The organism is Protofrankia sp. Cr2, assembly GCF_963555885.1.
Classification (GTDB): Bacteria; Actinomycetota; Actinomycetes; order Frankiales; family Frankiaceae; genus Protofrankia.
This window is the reverse complement of the sequence record NZ_CAUVXG010000020.1, coordinates 49,399-57,716: the sequence shown is the minus strand read 5'-3', so window position 1 is coordinate 57,716 and position 8,318 is coordinate 49,399. Positions and strand designations below refer to the sequence as shown.

The window sequence follows — 8,318 nt, the reverse complement described above, 5'->3', positions numbered from 1 at the left end:
CGGTCCGCCAGCCGTTGTCGCCCCAGCGTGGATCTGAGATAGTCAGGAAACCTGCTTAATTGGGCGGTCGGCCCGACTGGCCGCACGGCACGCAGCCCCAGCGAGAGGAGTCCACGGATGACGCCAGGACGGGGGACAGACGGCCCCCTCGACGGCAGGGTCGCGATCATCACGGGCAGCGGCAGGGGGCTCGGGCTCGCCTACGCGCGGGCGCTCGCGGCGGCCGGTGCCGCTGTCGTCGTCAACGACGTCGACGCCGAGGTCGCCGACGCGGCGGCGCGATCCATCGCCGACACCGGCGGCCGGGCTGTCGCACATGTTGGCGCCGTCGGCTCCACCGACGTCGCGCAGGCGCTGGTGGACCGAGCGGTCGCGGAGTTCGGCCGCCTCGACATCCTCATCACCAACGCCGGCATCCTGCGTGACACGGTGTTGTGGAAGATGACTGACGAGGACTTCGACGACGTCGTCAGCGTGCATCTGCGTGGCACGTTCACCTGTGTGCGCGCCGCCGCTACCCGTATGCGCGAGCAGGGGGAGGGCGGCCGCATCATCTGCGTCGGCTCGCCCACCGGCCAGGTCGGCAACTTCGGTCAGACGAACTACGCGGCGGCGAAGGCCGGGATCGTCGGCATGGTGCGAACCTGGGCGCTTGAGCTCGCCCGCGCGCGGATCACCGTCAACGCGGTGATTCCCGTGGCCGCCACCGGCATGACCGAGACCGCCCCGTTCCTGAAGCCGTACGTCGACGCGCTGCATGCCGGTGAGCCGCTGCCGCCCTACGCCCGCCGTGAGCTCAGCTTCGGGCCGCCCGAGGACGTGGCGGGGCTCCTGGTGTTCCTCACCTCTGACGCCGCCGCCGACGTCAGCGGCCAGGCCGTCGGGCTTGGCGGCGACCGGCTCGCGCTGTGGTCGCATCCCACCGAAGCGGTGGTGGCCTTCGCCGACGGTGGCTGGAGCGCGCAGGCGATCGCCGACGTCTGGCCCAAGGAGTTCACCGGCCAGCTGCAGACCGTCGGCCAGACCTTCCCGGAAGCCTACTAACGGAGTGTCGTGATGGGTATCGACCTCGACGCGGTCACCGCGATCGACACACACGTGCATGTCGAGTCCGACGGCCACGGGCACTGCTCGCTGGACGAGGAACTGATGGCGGCGTCGGCGGCGTACTTCAAGGCGGGGGAGAACCGAACACCCGACCTGGCCGCCATCGCCGAGTACTACCGCGAGCGCAACCTGGCCGCCGTGGTCTTCACCGTCGACGCACACACGGCCACCGGCCATCCGGCGCTCTCCAGCCAGGACATCGTCGCCGCGGCGGCGAAGTACGACGACGTCGTGATCCCGTTCGCCTCCGTCGACCCGCACGACGGGGCGTCCGCGGTGGACCGACTGCGTGACCTCGCCGCGGCCGGGGCACGTGGTCTCAAGCTGCACCCGTCCATGCAGGCATTCAGCCCGAATGACAGGACGCACTATCCGCTCTACGAAGCCGCGACCGAACTCGGCCTGCCGGTCGTCTTCCACACCGGGCAGACCGGTATCGGCGCCGGTCTGCCCGGCGGGCGCGGCATCAAGCTTCGCTACTCCGACCCGATGCTCATCGACGACGTCGCCGCGGACCACCCGCAGCTGACCATCGTCCTGGCCCATCCGTCGGTGCCGTGGCAGGACGCGGCGATCTCGATCGCGACGCACAAGGCGAACGTGTTCATCGATCTTTCCGGCTGGTCACCGAAGTACTTCCCGCCGCAGCTCGTACGGGCCGCCAACGGCCTGCTCAAGCACAAGGTGCTGTTCGGCTCGGACTACCCGGTGATCAAGCCGGACCGGTGGCTGGCCGACTTCGCCGCGCTGGAGATCAAACCGGAGGTGCGGCCGCTGATCCTGAAGGACAACGCCGCGCGCATGCTCGGGTTGGGGCCGGTCTGATGGATCTTCGATGGCGGACGGGAGGCTGACGCGATGGCGGACTACGGACTGGGCAGCTGGCCGGCTCGTCGCGCCCGCATCAACGGCGCGGACGTAGCGTTGCGCCAGCACACAGAGTCCGGAGAGCACAGCGAGCACGGGGAGCAATCGGCAGACCGCAGCCTGACCTACGCCGAACTGGCCGCCCGGGTCGAGGGTTTGAGCCGGGCGTTTGCCGAACTCGGCGTGGGCCACGGCGACCGGGTGGCTTACCTCGGCCCGAACGACATCGCGACCTTCGAGGTCTTCTTCGCCACCGCCCGGCTGGGCGCGATCTTCGTCCCGTTCAACACCCGACTGGCGGCGGACGAGATCGCCTACCTGCTCGACGACGCGCGTCCAACGGTCCTGGTCTACGGCCCGGAGCTGGCCGATCTGGTGGTCGCGGTGGACCCGGCCGCACACGGGGTCGCCGCGGTCGTGTCGGTGGCCGGGTCCGGGCCGGGTAGCTACGCCGCACTTCTGCACGCCGCGGCGGGGGCCGGGGTGGGGGCCGCGGCGGGCCACTGCGTGGTGCGTTCGGAGGTGGCACTGTCCGACGACGCGGTGATCCTCTACACCAGCGGCACCACCGGTCGCCCGAAGGGCGCCGTGCTCAGCCACGCGAACATGACGTTCAACACGATGAACCAGTTGGCGCACGCGGATGTCCTGACCAGCGACGTGGCCCTCTGCATGGCTCCCCTGTTCCACGCGGCCGGGCTCGGACAGGTGAGCCTGCCGACCCTGTTCAAGGGCGGCACCGTCGTCGTCGCTGCGAGATTCGACCCGGGCTACGTGCTGTCGGCGATCGCCGCGCTGCGCATCGCGTCGTTCTCCGCCGTGCCGACGATGCTGCAGATGCTGTGCGAGCATCCGGACTTCGCCGCGGCGGACCTCAGCTCCCTACGCTTCGTGATCTACGGGGGGTCGACGGTAGCCGAGCGTGTCGCGGTCGCCTGGCAGCGCCGTGGCGTGCCGCTCCTGCAGGGCTACGGGATGACCGAGGCCAGCCCCGGCGTCTACCTGGCGGTGCCGGAGGGTGCGGCAGCGCGGCCGATCTCGATCGGCGTGCCGCACTTCTTCACCGACGTGTCGCTGGCCGCCGGGACCGACGAGCCGGAGCCGGGGACGTCCGGCGAACTGCTGGTGCGCGGCCTCAACGTGTTCCGCGGGTACTGGAACCGGCCGGCGGACACCGACCGTGCCTTCACCGACGGCTGGTTCCGCTCCGGTGACGTCGTGCGGGTCGCCGAGGACGGCTGGGCCTACGTCGTCGACCGAGTCACGGATGTGATCATCTCCGGTGGGGAGAACGTCTACCCGGTCGAGGTCGAGGCGGTGCTCAACGCGCTGCCGGGCGTGGTCGACGCCGCGGTCGTCGGGGTCGCCGACGACCGCTGGGGCGAAGTCGGATTCGCCTTCGTCATCGCTGACCCGGATGCCTGGACCGAGGAGTCCTTGCGGGCCGCGCTGCGGGCCCGCCTGGCTTCCTTCAAGATCCCGAAATATGTGCGGTTCATCCCGACTCTCCCGCGAACCGCTACCGGGAAGGTTCGCAAACAGGACCTTCGCGCCACCGCGGCCACCGCGGTCGGCGCGGCCGGGACCCAACCTTCCATTGAGGAGACAGACCGTGTCCACAGTCGTCGACACCCTGGCTGACCTGACCCCGCTGGTCGGCAAGAGTCTGGGCGCCAGTTCGTGGGTAGAGATCGACCAGCACCGCATCGACACCTTCGCCGATGCGACCGGCGACCAGCAGTGGATCCACACCGACCCGGCGCGGGCCAAGGACGGGCCGTTCGGTACGACGATCGCGCACGGTTATCTCACCCTGTCACTGCTGATCCCGCTGTGGTCGGAGTTGCTGGACGTCCGCGAGGTCCGCACCAAGGTGAACTACGGCCTGGGCAAGGTGCGTTTCCCAGCGCCGGTTGCGGTGGGGTCGAAGGTGCGGGTGACGGCGACCCTGGTGGGGCTTGAACCGGTCGACGGCGGGATGCAGCTCACCATCGACGCGGTGATCGAGCGCGACGGTGGTGGCAAGCCGGTGTGCGTCGCCCAGCCGATTTTCCGCTTTCTCATCTAGAGCGTCCCCTATTGCCGGTCGCTCTTGGTCTCGCGGCACTATTCACCTGCGACGGCACCAGGTAGAACCGAGATGGGGAGGCGCAACCCGGTAAGGACTGTTTCCGAACGAGTGCGGAGGTGCAGTGTGGCTGACAACCGCGGGGTGGCGTACATGGAGCCCGGCCGGGTCGAGGTGGTCGACCTGGACTTTCCCGGGCTGGTCTTACAGGACGGGCCGGGGGTCAACCCGGCGAACGTGGGCCGGCAGTGCCCGCACGGCGTCATCCTGAAGGTGGTGTCGACCAATATCTGCGGCAGCGACCAGCACATGGTCCGCGGCCGGACGACCGCGCCGGCCGGGCTGGTCCTCGGCCATGAGATCACCGGTGAGGTAATCGAGACCGGTCGGGACGTCGAGTTCATCAAGGCCGGGGACCTCGTCTCCGTCCCGTTCAACATCGCCTGCGGCCGCTGCCGCAACTGCAAGGAACGCAAGACCGGCATCTGCCTGACCGTCAACCCGGACCGGCCTGGGTCGGCCTACGGCTACGTCGACATGGGCGGCTGGGTCGGCGGCCAGGCAGAGTACGTGATGGTCCCCTACGCCGACTGGAACCTGTTGCGCTTCCCCGACCGGGACCAGGCCATGGCGAAGATCCTCGATTTGACGATGCTGTCGGACATCTTCCCCACCGGCTTCCACGGCTGTGTCACCGCCGGGGTCGGCCCCGGCTCCACCGTGTACATCGCCGGGGCCGGCCCGGTGGGGCTGGCCGCGGCGGCGTCCGCGTTCCTGCTGGGTGCCGCGGTGGTCATCGTCGGTGACCTCAACGCCGAGCGGCTGGCGCAGGCCCGCAGCTTCGGGTGCGCGACCGTCGACGTGTCACTCGGTGACCTCGGCGGCCAGATCGCGGAGATCCTCGGTGAGCCGGAGGTGGACTGCGCGGTCGACGCGGTCGGGTTCGAGGCCCGCGGGCACGCCCCGGACGCCGCCGAGGCGCCCGCCGCCGTCCTGAACGCGGTCATGGAGATCACCCGGGCCGGCGGGTCGATCGGCATTCCCGGGCTGTATGTGACCGGTGACCCGGGCGCGGCCGACGAGGCGGCGAAGGTCGGCTCGCTGTCGATCCGGATCGGGCTGGGCTGGGCCCGCTCGCACGCCTTGTTCACCGGCCAGTGCCCGGTGATGACGTATCACCGACAGCTGATGATGGCGATCCTGCACGACCGGGTACAGATCGCGAAGGCGGTCAACGCCACCCCTATCCCGCTGGAGCAGGCCCCCGCCGGCTACCGCACCTTCGATCAGGGTGCGGCCCGCAAGTACGTCCTCGACCCCCACGGCCTGCTCGCCAGCACCACATCCACCGCCTGAGGAGTGCGTCGGTGAGCGTATTCGTCTCCTCAGCTTGTCACCCGACGAGGTGGCGGGGCAGCCCGTGTTCTACTGGTTAAGGAGTTTGGGTCGATCGGGCGCGCTGGTTTCCCGGGAGATAGCGGCGATTTCGCCGTCCGGCTGGACCAGGGCCGGCAATGCGGCGCCCGACGCAAGGATGGCGATGTCATGGGGCAGCCAAAGCCCACCCGACAGGCTGGCTCCCGGGAGCGCTCGCGCACCATGTGAAACTGCTGGAGCGCGTCCGTGCCAACCGGTGCTGACACGGGCGAGAAAGCCAGGTGCCCGGCGTTCGGCAGCCAGTCCATCGGCGTCATCTCGTCGAGGCCGGTGACACCATTGTTGATTGTATGGCGGTCGCGCTGGACATGACCACCACGCTTGCTGTGTTCGGAATGGGTGTAGAACTTCGCGCTCGGGATCTGACCGAAGGCGTCCTTGATGATCCCGTAGTAGGTCAAGTCTCCCACCACCGCGCGGAAGCGTGCACGTGCGGTATCGAAGTGCGCTGGGTCGACGTCGGGCGGTAACAAACGGGAAGGACCGGAGGCCATGGATACGACTCCTCATCACAGGCGTGGCGGACCGACCAGCGGGCGGGGCGCGGCTGTCGGCTAGAATTGGGCGGACCATCTCGAACCCGAACCGGTCGTTATCCCCGAGCGCACGGAGTTCGTGGGGGTGGTACAGTGCGCCACCAATCCGTCAAGCTTGATCCAGATTCCGGGTGCGCGTCAACTTCAGCGACATATGATGTACGCTGGTCGGGACAATTCGCCGGCCCGACCCGTCATTCGCAGGTTGCCTTACATTCCCCGGCTCGGTTAGCGTCTGCGTCGCAGACGCTTAGCGCGCCGGGCTGAGAAATGAGGAGATGGTTGACGTGACCGGGCTGCCCGCCACTACCCTGCCCGCCACCACTGTGGCTTCGCCGGGTGTCGCCGCGGTCGGCCCGAGCCGGGGGCTTGAGTTCGACGGTTCCGTTGTCGTCCGTACCCGGCGCAGCGAATCCGACGGCGTGGTGTCTTTGCAGCTCGAGGATGCCTCGGGAGCGTCGCTGCCGGGGTGGGCCCCGGGCGCTCACATCGATCTCGTGTTGCCCAACGGGCTCGTGCGGCAGTACTCACTGTGCGGTCCGGCCGCCGACTACGGCACGTGGCGGATCGGTGTGCTTCGCGAGCCGGCGGGCCGGGGTGGGTCGGTCTGGATCCACGACAACGCCCAGGCGGGCACCGAGCTGCGCGTCCGGGGGCCTCGCAACAACTTCGCGCTGCGGGCGGCGTCCCGCTACGTGTTCATCGCCGGCGGCATCGGGATCACCCCGCTGCTGTCCATGGTGGCGGCGGCCGAAGCAGCGGGTGCGGACTGGACGCTGCACTACGGCGGGCGGCGCCGGGCGTCGATGGCCTTTCTCGACGAGCTCGCACGTTATGGGGACAGGGTGCGGGTGCGCCCTGAGGACGAGGTCGGGATGCTTGACCTGGCCGCGATCCTGAGCGAGCCGTCGCCGTCGACGCTGGTGTACTGCTGCGGGCCGGCGGGCCTGATCGATGCCGTCGAGTCGCGCTGCACGTCGTGGGCGTCCGGAGCCCTGCACGTAGAGCGGTTTGCCGCCGCGGCGTCCACGGTGGCGGCATCGGGGGCGTCGGCCGAGGCCGCCAACCGGCCGATCGAGGTTGAGTGCCGGCGCTCGGGAATCACGCTGACGGTACCGCCGGAACTGTCGATTCTTCAGGTGGTCGAGAACGCCGGTCTGGGGGTCCTGTCCTCGTGCGCCGAGGGTATCTGCGGGACCTGCGAAACGGCGGTCCTGGATGGCGAGGTCGATCATCGAGACTCGCTGCTGACCGACGAGGAACGTGCCACAAACGAGATGATGATGATCTGCGTTTCACGCGCGAGGCACGACCGCCTCGTGCTGGATCTGTAGTGGTTCGATGTGCTTCGGGAGGCGGGGCTCGGTCCCGGCGACGAACTCCGGATGACCGCCGATGGACGCGGCAGGCTCGTCCTCGCCGTTGTCCATGATCCTTTTGAGGAGCTGATCGGCTCTGCTCCGGGGTCGTCCGCCATGACCGACCTCGACGCGTTGAGGAACGAATGGGAGCGGTAGTCCTCGATACGAGCGTGGTCCTTGCGTTGTTCGACTCCGATGACTCCCTGCACACAGGTGCGGTCCAGGCGGCCCGCCGTCGGCGCGACGCCGGTGATGGTTTCGTGCTACCGGCGAGCGTGCTGGCCGAGTTGCTCGTCGGTGCCGCGCGCCGGAGCGAGGAGGAGGTTGCCGTGCGCCGACGGCTCACCACCGCCGCATTCGGGCCGCCGTATCCTTGTGGACGAAGCTGTCGCGGTTGCGGCCGCGCTACGGCGGGCGCGGCACCAGTCCCTACGGCTACCGGACGCGCTCGTGTTTGCCGCCGACGTCGTCGGCGCTGAAACCATACTTACCGGCGACAAACGCTGGCAGAGTCTTGACGACCGGGTCGAGGTTGTCCGGTAGGCGTGGGCAATGGATCGCCGCATCGCTCCCCGTCCATCGCTGCGCGAGGCACGGGTACCCCGGCTCCGCTCCTTCATCCACCTCCCTATTGCCGGGCGCTCTAAGAGCGACCGGCAATAGGGGCGGTACCGGGACGCCGATGAGGGACCGAATGGATGCAGGCACGGCCCTGGTCAATCATGGAGTTCTCGACGCTCTGTAACTGACCGGGGGGTTCCATGCCTGCCGTACCAGCATGCCTGCTCGACGCCGTCTGGAGCGAGTTCGAACCGCTGCTGCCGTCCCACCCGCGGGTCTGCCCGACCCATCCGTTGCACTGTCACCGGCCACGCATCCCCGACCGTCTGATCTTCGAGAAGATCGTGGAAGCCGCGGTCCACGGCTCGGGTTACGAACGGA

General features: G+C 68.9%; 9 protein-coding genes and 2 pseudogenes. 10 read left to right on the top strand and 1 reads right to left on the bottom strand.

The window, feature by feature from the left end:
* The first annotated feature begins 117 nt into the window (after positions 1–117).
* The 5 genes from U9978_RS11725 to fdhA all read left to right on the top strand — a co-directional run bounded on the left by U9978_RS11725 (position 118) and on the right by fdhA (position 5,398).
* Positions 118–1,044, top strand: coding sequence for an SDR family NAD(P)-dependent oxidoreductase (locus U9978_RS11725; protein WP_322761129.1), 927 nt, complete (start codon positions 118–120; stop codon positions 1,042–1,044).
* 18 nt (positions 1,045–1,062) lie between these two features.
* On the top strand, positions 1,063–1,932 hold the full coding sequence (locus U9978_RS11720) for an amidohydrolase family protein (protein WP_322761151.1): 870 nt from the start codon (positions 1,063–1,065) through the stop codon (positions 1,930–1,932).
* Positions 1,933–1,965: 33 nt separating this feature from the next.
* Positions 1,966–3,615 carry an AMP-binding protein gene (locus U9978_RS11715; protein ID WP_322761128.1) on the top strand — a complete coding sequence of 550 codons (1,650 nt, stop codon included), beginning with the start codon at positions 1,966–1,968 and terminating at the stop codon, positions 3,613–3,615.
* A complete protein-coding gene (locus U9978_RS11710) occupies positions 3,587–4,042 on the top strand; it encodes a MaoC family dehydratase (protein WP_322761127.1) in 456 nt (151 codons plus the stop codon). The genes U9978_RS11715 and U9978_RS11710 overlap by 29 nt, the downstream gene beginning before the upstream one ends.
* Positions 4,043–4,168: 126 nt before the next feature.
* A complete protein-coding gene (gene fdhA, locus U9978_RS11705; RefSeq protein ID WP_322761126.1) occupies positions 4,169–5,398 on the top strand; it encodes a formaldehyde dehydrogenase, glutathione-independent in 1,230 nt (409 codons plus the stop codon).
* A gap of 29 nt (positions 5,399–5,427) precedes the next feature.
* Here fdhA and U9978_RS11700 read toward each other — a convergent pair whose 3' ends face one another.
* Positions 5,428–5,973 carry a hypothetical protein gene (locus U9978_RS11700; protein WP_322761125.1) on the bottom strand — a complete coding sequence of 182 codons (546 nt, stop codon included), beginning with the start codon at positions 5,971–5,973 and terminating at the stop codon, positions 5,428–5,430.
* 320 nt (positions 5,974–6,293) lie between these two features.
* On the opposite strand from U9978_RS11700, the gene U9978_RS11695 reads away from it, so the two are divergent.
* The 5 genes and pseudogenes from U9978_RS11695 to U9978_RS11680 all read left to right on the top strand — a co-directional run.
* Entirely contained in the window at positions 6,294–7,349 is a 1,056-nt protein-coding gene (locus tag U9978_RS11695; RefSeq protein WP_322761124.1) for a PDR/VanB family oxidoreductase, read from the top strand.
* A gap of 51 nt (positions 7,350–7,400) precedes the next feature.
* Positions 7,401–7,532 carry a hypothetical protein gene (locus tag U9978_RS11690; RefSeq protein ID WP_322761123.1) on the top strand — a complete coding sequence of 44 codons (132 nt, stop codon included), beginning with the start codon at positions 7,401–7,403 and terminating at the stop codon, positions 7,530–7,532.
* A pseudogene (locus U9978_RS24025) lies at positions 7,520–7,660 on the top strand (hypothetical protein); the annotation flags it as partial. The gene U9978_RS11690 and the pseudogene U9978_RS24025, both read left to right, overlap by 13 nt.
* 91 nt (positions 7,661–7,751) lie before the next feature.
* Positions 7,752–7,919, top strand: coding sequence for a hypothetical protein (locus tag U9978_RS11685; RefSeq protein WP_322761122.1), 168 nt, complete (start codon positions 7,752–7,754; stop codon positions 7,917–7,919).
* Between the two features lie 218 nt (positions 7,920–8,137).
* Positions 8,138–8,318: pseudogene (locus tag U9978_RS11680) on the top strand (IS5/IS1182 family transposase); the annotation flags it as partial.

Bases quoted from the DNA above. Each gene is read 5' to 3' on its own strand.
- U9978_RS11725 (WP_322761129.1), top strand. From the start codon at position 118: ATGACGCCAGGACGGGGGACAGACGGCCCCCTCGACGGCAGGGTCGCG.
- U9978_RS11715 (WP_322761128.1), top strand. From the start codon at position 1,966: ATGGCGGACTACGGACTGGGCAGCTGGCCGGCTCGTCGCGCCCGCATC.
- U9978_RS11700 (WP_322761125.1), bottom strand. From the start codon at position 5,973: ATGGCCTCCGGTCCTTCCCGTTTGTTACCGCCCGACGTCGACCCAGCG.
- U9978_RS11695 (WP_322761124.1), top strand. From the start codon at position 6,294: ATGGTTGACGTGACCGGGCTGCCCGCCACTACCCTGCCCGCCACCACT.
- U9978_RS11690 (WP_322761123.1), top strand. From the start codon at position 7,401: ATGACCGCCGATGGACGCGGCAGGCTCGTCCTCGCCGTTGTCCATGAT.